This is a genomic window from Arthrobacter sp. SDR-2R, from assembly GCF_057747955.1.
The window spans coordinates 1,735,682-1,753,796 of the sequence record NZ_CM173231.1 but is presented as its reverse complement, the minus strand read 5'-3'; the positions used below and the strand labels follow the sequence as shown (position 1 = coordinate 1,753,796).

At 63.3% G+C, this 18,115-nt stretch carries 13 protein-coding genes; 2 read left to right on the top strand and 11 right to left on the bottom strand.

Annotation, left to right across the window (positions count from 1 at the left end; all coding sequences use genetic code 11):
- Positions 1-28: 28 nt before the first annotated feature.
- The 9 genes from AC3ANU_RS08165 to AC3ANU_RS08125 all read right to left on the bottom strand — a co-directional run bounded on the left by AC3ANU_RS08165 (position 29) and on the right by AC3ANU_RS08125 (position 14,792).
- Positions 29-1,279, bottom strand: a complete 1,251-nt coding sequence (locus AC3ANU_RS08165) for an Nramp family divalent metal transporter (protein ID WP_026265740.1) — start codon at positions 1,277-1,279, stop codon at positions 29-31.
- Positions 1,280-1,388: 109 nt separating this feature from the next.
- Entirely contained in the window at positions 1,389-1,514 is a 126-nt protein-coding gene (locus AC3ANU_RS08160) for a hypothetical protein (protein ID WP_018769130.1), read from the bottom strand.
- 101 nt (positions 1,515-1,615) lie between these two features.
- Positions 1,616-2,806: an elongation factor Tu gene (gene tuf / locus AC3ANU_RS08155; RefSeq protein ID WP_013601835.1), complete on the bottom strand. Its 1,191-nt coding sequence runs from the start codon at positions 2,804-2,806 to the stop codon at positions 1,616-1,618.
- A gap of 257 nt (positions 2,807-3,063) precedes the next feature.
- Positions 3,064-5,178: an elongation factor G gene (fusA, locus tag AC3ANU_RS08150; RefSeq protein WP_018769129.1), complete on the bottom strand. Its 2,115-nt coding sequence runs from the start codon at positions 5,176-5,178 to the stop codon at positions 3,064-3,066.
- A 69-nt stretch (positions 5,179-5,247) separates the two neighbouring features.
- Positions 5,248-5,718: a 30S ribosomal protein S7 gene (gene rpsG / locus AC3ANU_RS08145; RefSeq protein ID WP_003803829.1), complete on the bottom strand. Its 471-nt coding sequence runs from the start codon at positions 5,716-5,718 to the stop codon at positions 5,248-5,250.
- A gap of 1 nt (position 5,719) precedes the next feature.
- Positions 5,720-6,094 carry a 30S ribosomal protein S12 gene (gene rpsL, locus AC3ANU_RS08140; RefSeq protein WP_009358312.1) on the bottom strand — a complete coding sequence of 125 codons (375 nt, stop codon included), beginning with the start codon at positions 6,092-6,094 and terminating at the stop codon, positions 5,720-5,722.
- Positions 6,095-6,478: 384 nt separating this feature from the next.
- A complete protein-coding gene (locus AC3ANU_RS08135; RefSeq protein ID WP_223992294.1) occupies positions 6,479-10,378 on the bottom strand; it encodes a DNA-directed RNA polymerase subunit beta' in 3,900 nt (1,299 codons plus the stop codon).
- Positions 10,379-10,481: 103 nt separating this feature from the next.
- A complete protein-coding gene (gene rpoB, locus AC3ANU_RS08130) occupies positions 10,482-13,991 on the bottom strand; it encodes a DNA-directed RNA polymerase subunit beta (RefSeq protein ID WP_018769127.1) in 3,510 nt (1,169 codons plus the stop codon).
- 309 nt (positions 13,992-14,300) lie between these two features.
- Positions 14,301-14,792 (bottom strand): hypothetical protein, encoded by a 492-nt coding sequence (locus AC3ANU_RS08125; protein ID WP_478223099.1) that lies wholly within the window; start codon positions 14,790-14,792, stop codon positions 14,301-14,303.
- A 255-nt stretch (positions 14,793-15,047) separates the two neighbouring features.
- Here AC3ANU_RS08125 and AC3ANU_RS08120 point away from each other — a divergent pair, with 255 nt between their 5' ends.
- Positions 15,048-16,247, top strand: a complete 1,200-nt coding sequence (locus AC3ANU_RS08120; RefSeq protein WP_478223098.1) for an acetyl-CoA C-acetyltransferase — start codon at positions 15,048-15,050, stop codon at positions 16,245-16,247.
- A complete protein-coding gene (locus AC3ANU_RS08115) occupies positions 16,247-16,744 on the top strand; it encodes an aminoacyl-tRNA deacylase (protein ID WP_056388921.1) in 498 nt (165 codons plus the stop codon). The genes AC3ANU_RS08120 and AC3ANU_RS08115 overlap by 1 nt, the downstream gene beginning before the upstream one ends.
- Positions 16,745-16,816: 72 nt before the next feature.
- On the opposite strand, the gene rplL is transcribed toward AC3ANU_RS08115, so the two are convergent.
- Both rplL and rplJ read right to left on the bottom strand, forming a co-directional pair.
- Positions 16,817-17,194, bottom strand: coding sequence for a 50S ribosomal protein L7/L12 (gene rplL / locus AC3ANU_RS08110; RefSeq protein WP_018769123.1), 378 nt, complete (start codon positions 17,192-17,194; stop codon positions 16,817-16,819).
- A 78-nt stretch (positions 17,195-17,272) separates the two neighbouring features.
- Entirely contained in the window at positions 17,273-17,854 is a 582-nt protein-coding gene (gene rplJ, locus AC3ANU_RS08105) for a 50S ribosomal protein L10 (protein ID WP_018769122.1), read from the bottom strand.
- Between the last annotated feature and the right edge of the window lie 261 nt (positions 17,855-18,115).

The following is an 18,115-nucleotide window of genomic DNA, read 5'->3' as shown; positions in this document are numbered from 1 at the left end:
CACCGGCACTGTAGCGGCGGCCGCGGGTTCAGCCGTGTCCCAACACCGTGAGGAAGATCAGCACGCAGTTCAAGCCCACGATCAGGGTGGCGCTGGTCCACCCGGCGATCTTGAGCGGCTTTGAATCGGCATGGATGCCCATCACCTTGCGGCTGCCGGTGAGCCGGATCAGGGGGATCAGCGCGAACGGGATGCCGAAACTCAGGAGGACCTGGCTCAGGACCAACGCCAGCGTCGGTTCAATCCCTGCGCCCAGGACCGCCAGCGCGGGAATCAGGGTGACGGTCCGCCGGACCAGCAGGGGAATCCGCACCTTGAGGAGGCCGCCCATGATGGTGGCCCCGGCGTAGCATCCCACCGATGTGGACGCCAGGCCGGAGGCCAGCAGGCCCACAGCGAAAACGACGCCGATCACAGGGCCCAGTGCGGACGTCACGGCAGCGTGCGCGCCGGCTATGGTGTCAGTACCCTCCACGCCGCGAAGGCTGGAGGCAGCCAGCAGCAGCATGGCAATGTTGACGACGCCGGCGAGCAGCAGAGCGCCGGCGACATCCACGCGCGTGGTTCGGATCAGCCGGGTCCTGACCGCCGGATCTTCGGAGAATCCGTGGCGGTCGCGGGCAAGGGCGGAATGCAGGTAGATGGCATGCGGCATAACCGTGGCCCCGAGCATGCTCGCCGCGAGCAGCACGGTGTCGGTTCCCTCGAACCGGGGCACCAGTCCGGCCAGGGCGCCGCCGGCGTCAGGCGGTGCGACGAAGAGGCCCGAAACGAACCCGACAGCAATGACGCCCAGCAGGGTAAGAATGGCAAATTCGAAGGATTTCTGGCTGCGGTGCGACTGGAGCGCCAGCAGCAGCATGGACGCCAGGCCGATAATGACGCCGCCGGTCAGCAGGGGCAGGCCGAACAACAGGTTCAGTGCCACTGCCCCACCGATAACCTCGGCCATGTCAGTGGCCCCGGCAACGATCTCGGCCTGCACCCAATAGGCGCGGCGGCGCCGCGTGCCCAGGCGCTTCCCGAGGATTTCGGGCAGGCTCATGCCGGTGGCGAGCCCCAGCTTGGCTGACTGGTACTGGATCAGTACGGCCATGCCATTGGCTGCAACGAGGACCCAGACCAGGAGGTAGCCGAAGCTGGCGCCGGCGGTCAGGTTGGCGGCGACATTTCCAGGGTCGACGTAGGCAATGGCAGCTACGAATGCCGGCCCGAGCAGGAGCAGGCGGGACCAGATCCTGGGGGTGGCGGATTCTGCCGTCATTGTTGAAACAGCCATTGCGTGTCCTCGTCGTTGCGGGCGTCGATATGACGAGGATACCCCGAATTTAGGTATACCGAAAAGTAGGAGTAAGGACTACCGGCATATCGCTGTGCTCACGCCGTTGCTACTGGTTTTTGTTTGCCCTGTTGATCCGCTTGGCCCGGTCAATCTCGCGCCGGAAGTACTTCCTGGTCCAGAACACCCCGGCTACAACGGCAACCGCGATGATCAGGAAAATAAGCCATCCCATGATGAACTCCTTTCAGTGGTGCAACAGTACCAGTGGCCCCTTAACGAAAAAGGACAGCCCCGCTGCTACTGCAGCGGGGCTGTCCTTCAGGTCAGCAAGTACTACTTGATGATCTTGGTAACACGTCCCGAACCAACGGTGCGGCCGCCTTCGCGGATTGCGAAGCCGAGGCCCTCTTCCATAGCGATCGGCTGGATGAGCGCAACGGTCATCTCAGTGTTGTCGCCAGGCATAACCATTTCCGTGCCCTCGGGCAGGGTGATAACGCCGGTTACGTCCGTGGTGCGGAAGTAGAACTGCGGGCGGTAGTTGGAGTAGAACGGGTTGTGACGTCCGCCTTCGTCCTTGGAGAGGATGTAGACGTTGGCCTCGAAGTCGGTGTGCGGGGTGATGGAACCCGGCTTGACGACAACCTGGCCACGCTCGACATCGTCGCGCTTCAGACCGCGGAGCAGGAGGCCACAGTTCTCGCCGGCCCATGCTTCGTCGAGCTGCTTGTGGAACATCTCGATACCGGTAACCGTGGTCTTCTGGACCGGGCGAATGCCGACGATCTCGACCTCGGAGTTGATGGCGAGGGTTCCACGCTCGGCGCGGCCCGTAACAACGGTGCCACGACCGGTGATGGTGAAGACGTCCTCGATCGGCATCAGGAACGGCTTGTCGCGGTCACGTACGGGGTCCGGAACGGACTCGTCGACAGCAGCCATCAGGTCCTCAACGGACTTGACCCACTCGGGGTCGCCTTCCAGGGCCTTCAGGCCGGAAACGCGGACAACCGGAGCGTTGTCGCCATCGAAGCCCTGCGAGCTCAGGAGCTCACGAACTTCCATTTCGACGAGGTCGAGGAGTTCCTCGTCCTCAACCATGTCAGCCTTGTTCAGTGCGACCAGCAGGTAGGGAACACCAACCTGGCGGGCGAGCAGAACGTGCTCGCGGGTCTGAGCCATCGGGCCGTCGGTAGCGGCAACCACGAGGATTGCGCCGTCCATCTGGGCAGCACCGGTGATCATGTTCTTGATGTAGTCAGCGTGGCCGGGGGCGTCAACGTGTGCGTAGTGACGCTTCTCGGTCTGGTACTCCACGTGGGAGATGTTGATGGTAATACCGCGCTGACGCTCTTCGGGTGCAGAGTCAATCGACGCGAAGTCACGCTTCTCGTTGAGATCCGGGTACTTGTCGTACAGCACCTTGGAAATGGCGGCCGTCAGCGTCGTCTTACCGTGGTCAACGTGACCAATGGTGCCGATGTTGACGTGCGGCTTAGTCCGCTCGAACTTTGCCTTTGCCACAGGTTCCTCCTAGAACGTTTTCAAATAGCTTGCCCTCCAGCCGCGCTTATCGCGGTAGAACTCAGGCAAGTCTACTTGGGGGGCTTTGGATTGGTGAAATTGCAGATTCAGGAACTAATACTAATCCCCTGAGCCTGTTCGTGCAGGGGCCGGACCGGCTTGCCGGATAAATCCGGCCGGCCCGGCCACCTGCACCGGCTGCGCTGTCCGCTGGCGGACTGCCCAACCGAGGTGTTCGCTTTGAAAGTCCGGAAGGACTACTCGCCGCGGGACTTCTGGATGATCTCGTCGGCAACTGCCTTCGGGACCTCGGCGTAGCTGTTGAACGTCATGGAGTACACAGCGCGGCCCTGGGTCTTGGAGCGCAGGTCACCGATGTAGCCGAACATGCCGGACAGAGGAACGTGCGCACGGATGACCTTGACGCCCTGTGCATCTTCCATGGACTGCATCTGGCCACGGCGGGAGTTGAGGTCACCGATAACTTCACCCATGTATTCCTCAGGGGTGCGGACCTCGACATCCATCAGTGGTTCGAGCAGAACCGGGTTCGCCTTGCGTGCAGCTTCCTTGAAAGCCATACGGCCGGCGATCTTGAACGCCATTTCCGAAGAGTCAACATCGTGGTACGCGCCGTCAATCAGCGTGGCCTTGATGCCTACAACCGGGTAGCCGGCCAGGACGCCGTCGTTCAGTGCATCCTGGATGCCCGCGTCAACGGACGGGATGTACTCGCGCGGAACGCGGCCACCGGTGACCTTGTTCTCGAACTCGTACAGCTCGCCTTCGGCGGTGTCCAGCGGCTCGATGGCGATCTGGATCTTTGCGAACTGGCCCGAACCACCGGTCTGCTTCTTGTGCGTGTAGTCGTGGCGTTCGACGGCGCGCTTGATGGTTTCGCGGTAGGCAACCTGGGGCTTGCCCACGTTTGCCTCGACCTTGAACTCGCGGCGCATGCGGTCCACCAGGATGTCCAGGTGGAGCTCGCCCATGCCGGCGATGATGGTCTGGCCGGTGTCTTCGTTGAGGGACACCTGGAAAGTGGGGTCCTCAGCGGAGAGCTTCTGGATGGCCGTGGAGAGCTTCTCCTGGTCACCCTTGGTGTTCGGCTCGATGGCAACCGAGATCACGGGCTCCGGGAAGCTCATGGACTCGAGCACGATCTGGTTGTTGGCATCACACAGGGTGTCACCCGTGGTGGTGTCCTTCAGGCCAATGGCTGCGTAGATGTGGCCTGCGGTAGCGCCCTCAACGGGCATTTCCTTGTTGGCGTGCATCTGGAACAGCTTGCCGATGCGCTCCTTCTTACCCTTGGTGGAGTTGACCACCTGGGCGCCTGCTTCCACGTGACCGGAGTACACGCGGATGAAGGTGAGCTGGCCGAAGAACGGGTGCGCAGCAATCTTGAACGCCAGAGCCGAGAAAGGCTCTTCCGATGAAGGCTTGCGGGTCAGTTCCTTCTCTTCGTCGCGAGGATCGTGGCCGACCATCGGGGGGACGTCGAGCGGGTTCGGCAGGTAGTCCACAACTGCGTCGAGCATGGGCTGAACGCCACGGTTCTTGAAGGCGGAACCGCAGAAGATCGGGTACAGCTCGGAGTTGATGGTCATCTTGCGGATGCCGGCCTTGAGCTCGTCGATCGAGATCTCTTCACCCTCGAGGTACTTGTCCATGAGTTCCTCGGAGGACTCAGCGACAGTCTCAACGAGGGTCGCGCGGTATTCCTCAGCCTTTTCCTGGAGGTCAGCCGGGATCTCGCGGATCTCGTACTTGGCACCCATGGTCACGTCACCCTTGGCATCGCCGGGCCACACCAGGGCGCGCATGTAGAGCAGGTCAACGACGCCGATGAAGTCGTTCTCGGCACCGATGGGCAGCTGCATGACCAGCGGCTTGGCACCGAGGCGGCTGATGATGGTGTCTACGGTGAAGTAGAAGTCAGCACCGAGCTTGTCCATCTTGTTGACGAAGCAGATACGCGGAACGTTGTACTTGTCAGCCTGGCGCCAAACAGTCTCGGACTGCGGCTCAACGCCTTCCTTGCCATCGAAGACGGCGACTGCACCGTCGAGGACGCGCAGGGAGCGCTCAACCTCAACCGTGAAGTCAACGTGGCCGGGGGTGTCGATGATGTTGATCTGGTTGTTTTCCCAGAAGCAGGTCACGGCGGCAGACGTGATGGTGATGCCGCGTTCCTTTTCCTGTTCCATCCAGTCGGTGGTCGAAGCGCCGTCGTGCGTTTCGCCGATCTTGTGGTTCACACCCGTGTAGAACAGGATGCGCTCGGTGGTGGTGGTCTTGCCGGCATCAATATGGGCCATGATGCCGATGTTGCGGACCTTACTAAGGTCGGTAAGCACGTCCTGTGCCACGGGGTCTCCTTTTGGGATGGACTACGCGTTCGCCGCCGGCTCTGTTGAGCCGGCGGCGTCCGGGGAGTATTACCAGCGGTAGTGTGCGAAGGCCTTGTTGGACTCGGCCATCTTGTGGGTGTCTTCGCGACGCTTCACAGCGGCACCGAGACCGTTGGACGCATCCAGGATTTCGTTCTGGAGACGCTCGGTCATCGTCTTCTCGCGGCGGGCCTTGGAGTAGCCAACCAGCCAGCGCAGGGCGAGTGCGGTGGAGCGGCCGGGCTTGACCTCAACCGGAACCTGGTAGGTGGCGCCACCGACACGGCGGGAGCGGACCTCGAGGGAAGGCTTGACGTTGTCCATCGCCTTCTTGAGTGCTGCTACGGGGTCGCCGCCGGACTTGGCGCGTGCGCCTTCGAGTGCACCGTAGACAATGCGCTCTGCCGTGGACTTCTTGCCGTCAACGAGCACCTTGTTGATGAGCTGGGTTACCAGCGGGGAACCGTATACCGGATCCGAAACGAGCGGCCGCTTGGGGGCCGGACCCTTGCGAGGCATATTACTTCTTCTCCATCTTTGCGCCGTAGCGGCTGCGGGCCTGCTTACGGTTCTTCACACCCTGGGTATCGAGGGCGCCACGGACGATCTTGTAGCGGACACCCGGGAGGTCCTTCACACGACCACCGCGAACGAGCACAATGGAGTGCTCCTGCAGGTTGTGGCCAACACCGGGGATGTAGGCGGTAACTTCCACGCCGCCGTTGAGGCGCACACGTGCCACCTTACGCAGAGCCGAGTTCGGCTTCTTCGGGGTGGTGGTGTAGACGCGGGTGCAGACACCGCGGCGCATGGGGCTGCCCTTAAGCGCGGGAGCCTTGGTCTTTGAGACCTTAGGCGTGCGGCCCTTGCGGACCAGCTGGTTAATCGTAGGCACTCTCGTGTTCTCCGTTTTATCCGGAGTGGCTGTTTCCGGCCACTCTCCTGTTGCGTTGCCCCGCCGCCCGGGCCTTGAAGAAGATCTCCAGGGCGGCGAAGGCGAAGCCTTAATAGTCGGATCGCATTCCCGGGGGCGACTGGCGTCGGACAAGTCCCTAGGCATGCGAAAATGTGGCATACGTTGCACAAGAACCCTGCAAACCGGAAACGTCGCTCTGGTCCAGCTTTTCAGCTGATACCGGCGCTCTCATCCACTGCCACAATAACAATTGGTAACAAGTCTAGCACGGACAGGCTCCATGCCTTAATCGGGGGGTTAAAGCGGATGGTCCCCCACCTTTCGGTGCGGGACCATCCCCTCGTAAGGCTCTACCGGAGTTGGTTACCGGAAGTCGTTGCCCAGGTCGTAGTCATCCAGCGGGATGGCGTGGAACTCGGGAGCTCCGTCACCGCCCAGGGTGTCGTACGAGAAGTCACTGAATGCGCTGGGGCCGGTGAACAGGTTGGCCTTTGCTTCCTCAGTGGGCTCGACGGTGACCTCGGTGTAGCGCGGGAGGCCCGTGCCGGCCGGGATCAGCTTACCGATGATGACGTTTTCCTTCAGGCCCAGCAGCGGATCGCTCTTGCCTTCCATGGCCGCCTGCGTCAGGACGCGGGTGGTCTCCTGGAAGGAAGCTGCGGACAACCAGGACTCGGTGGCCAGCGACGCCTTGGTGATGCCCATGAGCTCGGGACGTCCGGAAGCCGGAGTCTTGCCCTCGGACACGACGCGGCGGTTCGCTTCCTCGAACCGGCTGCGCTCGGCGAGCTCGCCGGGCAGCAGGTCCGATTCGCCGGACTCGATGACCGTGACGCGGCGCAGCATCTGGCGGACGATAACCTCGACGTGCTTGTCGTGGATACCGATGCCCTGGCTGCGGTACACGCCCTGGACCTCGTCCACCAGGAACTTCTGTGCCGCACGCGGACCCATGATGCGCAGGACCTGCTTGGGGTCCACCGGGCCGTTGATCAGCTTCTGTCCGACGGAGACGTGGTCGCCGTCTTCGATCAGCAGGCGTGAACGGCGCAGGACCGGGTAAGCGATCTCTTCCGTTCCGTCGTCCGGGGTGATGACCAGGCGCATCTGGCGCTCGGACTCTTCGATGGTGATGCGGCCGGCTGCTTCAGCAATCGGGGCGACACCCTTCGGAGTACGGGCTTCGAAGAGCTCCTGGATACGGGGCAGACCCTGGGTGATGTCGTCGCCACCACCGGCGGAAACTGCACCACCGGTGTGGAACGTACGCATGGTCAGCTGGGTACCGGGTTCACCGATGGACTGTGCGGCGATGATGCCCACGGCCTCGCCGATGTCCACGGTCTTGCCGGTGGCCAGCGAACGGCCGTAGCACAGGGCGCAGGTGCCCACGCTGGACTCACAGGTGAGCACGGAACGGACCTTGACCTCAGTGATGCCTGCCTTGAAGAGCTCGGCGATGACGACGTCGCCGCAGTCGGTGCCGGCGGCTGCGAGGACGTTGCCCTCGGAGTCAACGACGTCGACGGCCAGCGTACGTGCGTAGGCGCTGTTCTCGACGTTCTCGTCCAGGACGAGCTCACCGTTGGAGTCGGCGACGGCGATGGGCGTGACCAGGCCACGCTCGGTGCCGCAGTCTTCTTCGCGGACGATGACGTCCTGGGAGACGTCCACCAGACGACGGGTCAGGTAACCCGAGTTGGCGGTACGCAGAGCGGTATCGGCCAGGCCCTTACGGGCGCCGTGGGTGGCGATGAAGTATTCCAGCACCGACAGGCCCTCACGGTAGGAGGACTTGATGGGGCGCGGGATGATCTCACCCTTCGGGTTGGCCACCAGGCCACGGATACCCGCGATCTGGCGGACCTGCATCCAGTTACCACGTGCACCTGAGGACACCATGCGGTTGATGGTGTTCATCGGGGACAGGCTTTCGCGCATCACCGAGGCGATGTCGTTGGTGGCCTTGTTCCAGATCTCGATCAGTTCCTGGCGGCGCTCGTCGTCGTCGATCAGGCCCTTGTCGTACTGGCCCTGGATCTTGGCGGCCCGCTCTTCGTACCCGGCAAGGATTTCCGGCTTGGCGGCCGGGACCTCGATGTCGGAGATGGCGACGGTGACGCCCGAACGGGTGGCCCAGTAGAAACCGGCATCCTTCAGGTTGTCCAGCGTTGCTGCGGTGACGACCTTCGGGTAGCGCTCGGCAAGGTCGTTGACGATGCGGGACAGTTCGCCCTTGTCGGCAACAGCCTCAACCCAGGGGTAGTCCTCGGGCAGGGTCTCGTTGAAGAGGACCTGGCCCAGGGAGGTCTGGACGAGTGCGGGCTGACCCGGCTCCCAGCCTTCCGGAGCTTCCCAGCCGGCGTAGGGCACGAAGCCTTCGAGGCGGATCTTGACCTGCGAGTTCAGGTGCAGCTCGCGGGCATCGAACGCCATGATGGCTTCCGAAACCGAACCGAAGATGCGGCCTTCGCCGGCTGAACCGACACGCTTTGTGGTCAGGTGGTAAAGGCCGATGATCATATCCTGCGAAGGCAGGGTGACCGGGCGTCCGTCGGAGGGCTTCAGGATGTTGTTCGAGGACAGCATCAGGATGCGGGCCTCAGCCTGCGCCTCGGGGCTCAGCGGCAGGTGCACTGCCATCTGGTCGCCGTCGAAGTCGGCGTTGAACGCGCCACAAACCAGCGGGTGAAGCTGGATTGCCTTGCCTTCGACAAGCTGCGGCTCGAACGCCTGGATGCCCAGGCGGTGCAGGGTAGGTGCACGGTTGAGCAGCACCGGGTGTTCGGTGATGATCTCTTCGAGCACGTCCCAGACCTGCGGGCGGTAGCGCTCCACCATCCGCTTGGCCGACTTGATGTTCTGGGCGTGGTTGAGGTCAACCAGGCGCTTCATCACGAACGGCTTGAAGAGCTCCAGGGCCATCTGCTTGGGCAGGCCGCACTGGTGCAGCTTCAGCTGCGGGCCGACGACGATGACCGAACGGCCGGAGTAGTCGACGCGCTTGCCGAGGAGGTTCTGGCGGAAACGGCCCTGCTTGCCCTTGAGCATGTCGCTCAGGGACTTCAGCGGACGGTTGCCCGGTCCGGTGACCGGACGGCCGCGGCGGCCGTTGTCGAAGAGGCTGTCAACAGCTTCCTGAAGCATGCGCTTCTCGTTGTTGACGATGATCTCCGGAGCACCCAGGTCAAGCAGGCGCTTGAGGCGGTTGTTGCGGTTGATCACGCGGCGGTAGAGGTCGTTGAGGTCGGAGGTCGCGAAGCGGCCACCGTCCAGCTGGACCATGGGGCGCAGTTCCGGCGGGATCACCGGGACGGCGTCGAGGACCATGCCAAGCGGGCTGTTGTTGGTGGTCAGGAACGCGTTGACCACCTTCAGGCGCTTGAGGGCGCGGGTCTTGCGCTGGCCCTTGCCGTTGGCGATGACGTCGCGCAGCAGGTCGGACTCGGCCTGCATGTCGAAGTTCTCAAGGCGCTTCTTGATGGCTTCGGCACCCATGGAGCCCTCGAAGTACATGCCGTAGCGGTCCCGCAGTTCGCGGTACAGGCCTTCGTCACCTTCGAGGTCGGCGACCTTCAGGTTCTTGAAGCGGTCCCAGACCTGCTCGAGGCGCTCGATGTCGGCGTCGGCACGCTTGCGCACGTTGGCCATCTGGCGGTCGGCGGAGTCGCGGGCCTTCTTCTTGTCGGCAGCCTTGGCGCCTTCGCCTTCGAGGCGTGCGATTTCGCCTTCGAGGTCGCGGGCGATCGCGGCGATGTCGGCATCGCGGTTGTCGATCAGCTGCTTCTTCTCGATGTCGTGCTCAACCTGCAGGTTGGGCAATTCCTCGTGGCGGGCAGCTTCGTCGACGCTGGTGATCATGTAGGCGGCGAAGTAGATGACCTTTTCGAGGTCCTTCGGGGCCAGGTCAAGGAGGTAGCCCAGGCGGGACGGAACACCCTTGAAGTACCAGATGTGCGTGACGGGGGCGGCCAGTTCGATGTGGCCCATGCGCTCACGGCGGACCTTGGCGCGGGTGACTTCAACGCCACAGCGCTCACAGATGATGCCCTTGAAGCGCACACGCTTGTACTTGCCGCAGTAGCATTCCCAGTCCCGGGACGGGCCGAAGATCTTCTCGCAGAAGAGGCCGTCCTTCTCGGGCTTGAGCGTGCGGTAGTTGATGGTTTCCGGCTTCTTAACCTCGCCGTACGACCAGCCGCGGATGTCTTCCGCGGTGGCGAGGCCGATCTGCATGAGGCCGAAGGAGGATTCGCTGGACATATGGTCCCTGTTCTCTCTTGTTCTCTAAATTCTGAAGTCTTGGTGCGGGATGAGGGAGGGGGCGTACGACGGCGGGTGGTCACCCGCCGTCGCAAACCTCCTGCTAGACCTCTTCTACGGAGCTGGGCTCTGCGCGAGACAGATCGATGCCCAGTTCCTCCGCAGCCGTGAAGACTGCGTCATCAGAGTCACGCATTTCAATTGTGGTTCCGTCCGTGGAAAGGACTTCCACGTTCAGGCACAGCGACTGCATTTCCTTGATCAAGACCTTGAAGGATTCGGGAACGCCCGGCTCGGGGATGTTCTCGCCCTTGACGATTGCTTCGTAGACCTTCACACGACCGTGGATGTCATCCGACTTGATCGTGAGGAGTTCCTGGAGCGTGTAGGCGGCGCCGTAAGCTTCGAGCGCCCACACTTCCATTTCACCGAAGCGCTGGCCACCGAACTGTGCCTTACCACCCAGCGGCTGCTGCGTGATCATGGAGTACGGGCCGGTGGAGCGTGCGTGGATCTTGTCGTCCACCAGGTGGTGGAGCTTCAGGATGTACATGTAGCCGACCGAGATCGGATCCGGGAACGGCTCGCCGGAGCGGCCGTCAAACAGGCGGGTCTTGCCGGAGGAGTTGATCAGGCGCTCACCATCGCGGGTCACGTTGGTGGAATCCAGCAGGCCCGTGATTTCCTCTTCGCGGGCACCGTCGAACACCGGCGTTGCAACAGTGGTGGGACCACTCTCGCGCGGCAGGTTCGGCAGCTGCTTGACCCACTCCGGCTCGCCTTCGATCTTCCAACCGGTCTTGGCAACCCAGCCAAGGTGGGTTTCGAGCACCTGCCCCACGTTCATACGGCCCGGAACACCCAGCGGGTTCAGGACGATGTCAACGGGGGTGCCGTCTGCAAGGAAGGGCATGTCCTCAACGGGGAGGATCTTGGAGATAACACCCTTGTTGCCGTGGCGGCCGGCGAGCTTGTCGCCGTCGGTGATCTTGCGCTTGGCGGCCACGTAGACGCGGACCAGCTGGTTCACGCCCGGGGGCAGCTCGTCGTCGTTGTCGCGGTCGAAGACGCGGACGCCGATGACGGTGCCGGACTCGCCGTGGGGCACCTTCAGGGAGGTGTCGCGGACTTCGCGGGACTTCTCACCGAAGATGGCGCGCAGCAGGCGCTCTTCCGGGGTCAGTTCGGTTTCACCCTTCGGGGTGACCTTTCCAACCAGGATGTCCCCTGCTTCAACCTCGGCACCGATGTGGATGATGCCGCGCTCGTCCAGGCCTGCAAGGACTTCCTCGGACACGTTGGGGATGTCACGGGTGATCTCCTCGGCACCAAGCTTGGTGTCGCGGGCATCGATCTCGTGCTCCTCGATGTGGATGGAGGAAAGGACGTCCTCGGCAACGATGCGCTGCGAGAGGATGATGGCGTCCTCGAAGTTGTGGCCTTCCCATGACATGAATGCCACGAGCAGGTTCTTGCCCAGTGCGAGCTCGCCCTGGTCCGTTGCCGGGCCGTCGGCGATGATGCCGCCAACTTCCAGGCGCTGGCCTTCGTTCACCAGGACGCGGTGGTTGTAGCAGTTGCCCTGGTTGGAGCGGGCGAACTTGTTGATGCGGTAGTTGGTCTCGGTGCCGTCGTCGTTGAGCATGATGACGAGCTCGGCGGAAACCTCGGTGACCACACCGGCCTTCTTGGCGATGACAACGTCACCGGCGTCGACGGCGGCAGCGCGCTCCATGCCGGTGCCCACGAACGGAGCCTCGGAACGGACCAGCGGCACAGCCTGGCGCTGCATGTTGGCACCCATGAGTGCGCGGTTGGCGTCGTCGTGCTCCAGGAACGGGATCAGGGCGGTAGCCACGGACACCATCTGGCGCGGGGAGACGTCCATGAACTCAACGTCCGCGGCCGGAACCAGGACGGGCTCGCCCCCACCACCACGGGCACGGACCAGCACGGTGTCTTCAGCGAACTTGTTGTTCTCGTCCAGCGGCGCGTTGGCCTGGGCGATCAGGACCTCGGCCTCGTCGTCGGCTGTCAGGTACTGGACGTCGTCGGACACGACGCCGTCCTTGACCAGGCGGTACGGGGTTTCGATGAACCCGAACGGGTTGATGCGTCCGTAGGATGCCAGCGAACCGATCAGGCCGATGTTGGGGCCTTCAGGGGTTTCGATGGGGCACATACGTCCGTAGTGGGACGGGTGCACGTCACGGACTTCCATGCCGGCGCGGTCACGGGACAGACCACCGGGGCCAAGGGCCGACAGGCGGCGCTTGTGGGTCAGGCCCGAGAGCGGGTTGTTCTGGTCCATGAACTGCGACAGCTGGGAGGTTCCGAAGAACTCCTTGATGGCTGCGACCACGGGGCGGATGTTGATCAGGGTCTGCGGCGTGATGGCCTCGACGTCCTGGGTGGTCATACGCTCGCGGACAACGCGCTCCATGCGGGACAGGCCCGTGCGGACCTGGTTCTCGATGAGCTCGCCAACGGCGCGGATGCGGCGGTTGCCGAAGTGGTCGATGTCGTCGATTTCGACGCGCAGGTCCACTTCCTGGCCATCGCGGGTGCCCTTGATGGTCTTCTCGCCGGCGTGCAGCGCGACGAGGAACTTGATCATGGCAACGATGTCTTCAACGTGCAGGACAGAAGCTTCCTTGTCGCCAAGGGAGCGGTCGATGCCCAGCTTGCGGTTGATCTTGTAGCGGCCAACCTTGGCCAGATCGTAGCGCTTGGAGTTGAAGTACAGGTTGTCCAGCAGGGACTGGGCAGCCTCGACGGTGGGCGGCTCGCCCGGACGCAGCTTGCGGTAGATGTCCAGCAGGGCGTCTTCGCGGGTCTCGGTGGCGTCCTTCTCCAAGGTTGCCCGCATGGAGTCGTACTGGCCGAACTCTTCGAGGATCTGGCCTTCGGTCCAGCCAAGGGCCTTCAGCAGGACGGTGACGGACTGCTTGCGCTTGCGGTCGAGGCGGACACCGACCTGGTCGCGCTTGTCGATCTCGAGCTCAAACCAGGCACCGCGGGACGGGATGATCTTCGCGGTGAAGATGTCCTTGTCGCTGGTCTTGTCAGCGGCGCGCTCGAAGTAGGCGCCCGGGGAACGGACCAGCTGGGAGACGACGACACGCTCGGTGCCGTTGACGACAAAGGTGCCCTTCTCGGTCATCAGCGGGAAGTCACCCATGAACACGGTCTGCTGCTTGATTTCGCCCGTGTTGTTGTTCATGAACTCGGCCTTGACGTACAGCGGAGCCGAGTACGTTGCGTCCCGGTCCTTGCATTCGGCCATGGTGTACTTGGGGTCAGCGAACTCCGGATCGGAGAAGCTCAGGGACATAGTGCCCTGGAAATCCTCGATCGGGGAGATCTCTTCGAAGATGTCCGACAGGCCGGACGTGGTGGCGACGCTGAGATCGTTTTCTTCGACAGCCTTTGCCACGCGTGCCTGCCAGCGCTCATTGCCGACCAGCCAGTCAAAGCTGTCCGTCTGCAGGGCAAGCAGATTCGGAACGTCAAGAGGTTCGTGAATCTTTGCGAATGAGAGCCGGCGAGTGGCACCATCAGTGCTGTCGGCAGTGTTAGCGGTTTCGTTATTAGAGGTGCTCGAGGCGACCAAGAGGGATCCTTCCACAGACCTTCAGGCGTTTTCAGATCTCCCCCGCTGTGCACCCTGCGGAGTGACTCCGCAGCGCTACCATCCGGTTCCGCTATATGACCCGGGACCTGATACTGACTATGCTGTGACCGTTGTTACGGCACGTTGATTGCCAGCTGCCAGGCAAAGCCCACCGCTATATGAAGGCTGAAGGTAAACAGGGAAGACGCAAATATCTACGATACGGCAAAATAACCTACGTGTCTACCCCACATCCGGCCGGATTGCAAGCACCTGATTTTTGGGGAACCCTAGGGCGCCGCCCGGATGCTAGAGCCTGAGCGTGACGCCCGCCGCCGTGCAAGCCGCGGAGTTGGCGAAGACGGCGTCCCGCACCGCGTCCTGGGACTCCGGCGCCGGCTTGGCTCCGGCCTCCGCCGCGGATGAGTGGTCGATGGCCAGCAGGCTCAGGGAGGCAAACAGTCCCTGCAGATCCCCGGAGACAGTGTCCTTGGCGTCCTGGGCCTTCAGGTACACGTCCTCATAGCCCTTGGAGTCAGTGGGTGCAACAGCGGAGTAATCCGCCACCAGCCTGTTGAAGAGCTCGCAGGCTTCCCGGGTTCCGCCCGCCCTGGCACCCTGGCTTGCCGTGCCGCCGGTGGCCAGGGGGCTGCTGCCGGCCGCATCCCGGGTCTGCTCCGGCGATGCGGTCGACTGGACCGATTCCGCCGGCGCCGGGGTGGACACCGAGCAGGCTGCCATCATTCCGCCCACCAGCAAGGCGGTGGCTGCCGTGGCTGCCGCGATAGTTGTCGTCTTCACTGTGTCGCTCCGTCCGTCCCGGCTCCGGACCATCTGTCCCCCTGCAAAGCATGTGCCCCTGCAAAGCCTCGCCGTCCACCCTACGCAAGAGGCCGCCGTCGTGCACAACGCTGCCGATGGGTACCTCTCCCCTGCCGCGTGTGGAACGAACTGATTCAGGAATGCACATAGGGGTTCCAGCGTTTGAATAGTTGGGTGACCAGGGTCACGATAGCCTTGGTGGCTTACACCGGAACCGGACTGAAAGTGAAAACCATGGGCAACTCTCCCGACAACAGTGACGTTGTCATCCTCGGGGCAGCACGGACTCCGCAGGGCCGGATCAACGGCCAGCTCTCGAGTCTCACCGCCGTGGACCTTGGCGCCCACGCCATCAAAGCCGCACTGGAATCCAGCGGCGTCGGCACCGGCGACGTGGAGGCCGTGATCATGGGCCAGGTGCTTCAGGCCGGTGCGGGGCAGAATCCAGCGCGGCAGAGCGCCGTCGGCGCCGGCATCGGCTGGAACGTCCCCGCGGTCACAGTCAACAAGGTGTGTCTTTCAGGCCTGACGGCGGTGATCGACGCCGCCCGGATGATCCGTGCCGGCGAGGCCGCGGTGGTGGTGGCCGGCGGCCAGGAGTCGATGAGCCGCGCGCCGCACCTGCTCCCGGGGTCCCGCCAAGGATGGACGTACGGCTCCATCCAGGCGCTGGACGCTGCCGCCCATGACGGCTTGACCGATGCCTTCGACGGCCAGTCCATGGGCCTGTCCACGGAAACACGGAACCTCACGCTGGGCATTGACCGCACGTCGCAGGACAACGTTGCCGCCCAGTCCCACCAGCGCGCGGCGCTGGCGGCAAAGAACGGAACGTTCGACGGCGAGATCGCACCCATCAGGGTGAAGCAGCGCAAGGGCGAGCCCCTGGTGGTGGATTCCGACGAGGGCGTCCGCCCCAACACCTCGGTGGAGTCGCTGGCAGGCCTGCGCGCAGCGTTCGTCACCGATGGCACCATCACCGCCGGTAACTCCTCTCCCCTGTCCGACGGCGCCGCCGCCCTGGTGCTCGCATCCCGAGGCTACGCGGAGGAGAACGGGCTGGAGTACCTGGCCGTGGTGGGAAAGCCGGGACAGGTGGCCGGCCCTGACAACTCCCTGCATTCCCAGCCGTCAAACGCCATCATGAACGCCTTGGGCAAGGCCGGGTGGAGCACTGCGGACCTTGACTTCATCGAGATCAACGAGGCCTTCGGGTCCGTGGCGGTACAGTCCCTGAAGGACCTGGACTACCCCCTGGAAAAGTGCAACATACACGGCGGTGCCATCGCGCTGGGACATCCGATCGGGGCCTCGGGCGCACGGCTGGCGGCCCATGCGGCCCATGAGCTGAAACGGCGCGGAACGGGCAAAGCCGCCGTGTCCCTCTGCGGCGGGGGCGGGCAGGGCGAGGCCCTCCTGCTGTACCGCGACTGATGGCGGGCGCATCCGGAAACGGAACGGACGGCGTCGGACGGGAACGCTTCCTGGCCGACGCCGCGGCCCGCGGCCTGCAGGTTGACGTGGTGCAGCGCCCGGCAGCAAAGAGCCTCGAAGAGGCCGCCGGCATCCTGGGCATCAGCCCGTCCGACATCGTCAAATCCCTGGTGGTCAAGCACAAGGACGGCACCTTTTTGTTCGCCCTGGTCCCGGGCGACCGGCAGATCTCCTGGCCCAAGCTCCGCGCCCTGGTAGGCGTCAACAAGCTGTCCCTCCCGCCCGCCGCTGCCGCGCTGGAGGCAACCGGCTATGAGCGGGGCACAATCACTCCGCTGGGGAGCACCACCGCCTGGCCGGTCTATGCCGACGCCACGATCACTGGGCGACGGATCTCCATGGGGGCCGGCGCCCATGGCTACAGTGCGTTCGTTGACGCCGATGCCCTGACCGCAGCCCTGGACGCGGTTGTGGCGGATATCAGCGACCCCGCGTAACGCGGGAGACCCGTTTAAAGCAGGAAACCCCGCCCACCGGAGTGGACGGGGTTTCCTGAGGAAAAGGCGTTGTTACTTGAGGGTAACGGTGGCGCCTGCAGCCTCGAGCTGCTCCTTGGCCTTCTCGGCAGCTTCCTTGTTGGCGCCTTCGAGGACAGCCTTGGGGGCACCGTCAACCAGGTCCTTGGCTTCCTTGAGGCCGAGGGAGGTGATGGCGCGAACTTCCTTGATGACTGCAATCTTCTTGTCGCCGGCAGCTTCGAGGATGACGTCGAAGTCGGTCTTCTCTTCAACCTCTTCAGCAGCTCCGCCACCGGCGGGGCCGGCAACTGCAACAGCAGCGGCGGTAACTTCGAAGGTCTCTTCGAAGAGCTTGACGAACTCGGAGAGCTCGATGATGGTCAGTTCCTTGAAAGCTTCAATGAGCTCTTCGTTGCTGAGCTTCGCCATGGTAGGCGTCCTTCCTGTTGTGGTGTCCGCAATGGCGCATGGCCTGAGGGGCACCGGAGTCTGGTGGGGGTAAGAGAATCAGTTCTCTTCGGCAGCGGGAGCTTCAGCGGCAGCTTCAGCTTCAGCGGCGGGGGCTTCTTCAGCGGCGGGCGCTTCGGCAGCTGCCGGTGCACCGTTCTCTTCTTCAAGCTTGAGGCGCAGTGCGTCGATGATGCGTGCAGCTGCGGCGGCCGGTGCCTTGAGGACACCTGCAACCTTGGCGAGCTGCAGCTCACGGGACTCGAGGGCAGCAAGTGCGGCAACCTCGGTGGCGTCCAGCGCCTTGCCCTCGAAGTAACCGGTCTTGATGACCAGCTGCTTGTTGGCCTTGGCAAAATCCGTCAGGCTCTTGGCAGCGGCAACTGCGTCACCCTTGATGAACGCGATTGCAGTGGGGCCGGCAAGCTGGCCGTCGAATGCTTCGACGCCGGCTTCCTTGGCTGCAATGGCGGTCAGGGTGTTCTTGACGACCGCGAACTTGGTGTCCTGGCCGAGAGAAACACGCAGCTGCTTGAGCTGTGCAACGGTGAGCCCGCGGTATTCGGTCAGGACAGCGGCGTTCGATTCCTTGAAATCGTTAGTGATCTCAGCTACTGCTGAAACCTTGGTAGGCGTTGCCATAACCCTCCTTCCGGGGATAGTGCCGGTATTCGACGGTCCCCGCTCAAGAGAGCTAAAACTAAAAACGCCCCGCGCAGATGCACGGGGCTTGGCTCAACACGGCTGTACCGCGGAGCTTTGCTTCGTTCACCTGCGCCGGCCGCCCTGCGTTGAGGGTCCTTCGTCCGGAAAACCACTGTGGTCCCCGGAGCACAACTGCAGAGTTGAGCCATGTTCAGGAGAGTGGATTTCCAACAACCGACGGTCTTTGGTACTCCCAGC